General features: G+C 42.7%; 1 pseudogene. It reads left to right on the forward strand.

Features of this window, described 5'->3' with window-relative positions:
* Positions 1-24: 24 nt before the first annotated feature.
* Positions 25-354: pseudogene (locus R0K30_RS21310) on the forward strand (reverse transcriptase); the annotation flags it as partial.

The raw sequence follows: 354 nt of genomic DNA on the forward strand, positions 1-354 counted from the left end.
TTGAAGAGAGTGTGGTCTAATTTATTGGGATTCAAAGCACTCCCAGACGATCACTTTGCAGTCTACAAGTCACTCACTAAATATGCCTATGTTGACCGAACAATACTATTCAAAGAACTGAGCATATCGATCAACAATCCGAAGCACAACCGCCACAGAGCTTGCACCGCAGAAGAATTCAGAGAAAAAGTTAGAAACGGTGGGCTTATACATCGAAATCAAAACGACTTTGGCATCCCCCAAGGCTCACCTGTGAGCGCACTACTGTCAAATATCTATATGCTGGATTTCGACTCGAAAATGAAAACCGCATTAGAGAGTCAAGGCGGGCACTATTTTAGATATTGCGATGAT

This window comes from Bacillus sp. SIMBA_154 (genome assembly GCF_046536015.1).
In the GTDB taxonomy this organism is placed as follows: domain Bacteria; phylum Bacillota; class Bacilli; order Bacillales; family Bacillaceae; genus Bacillus; species Bacillus pumilus_P.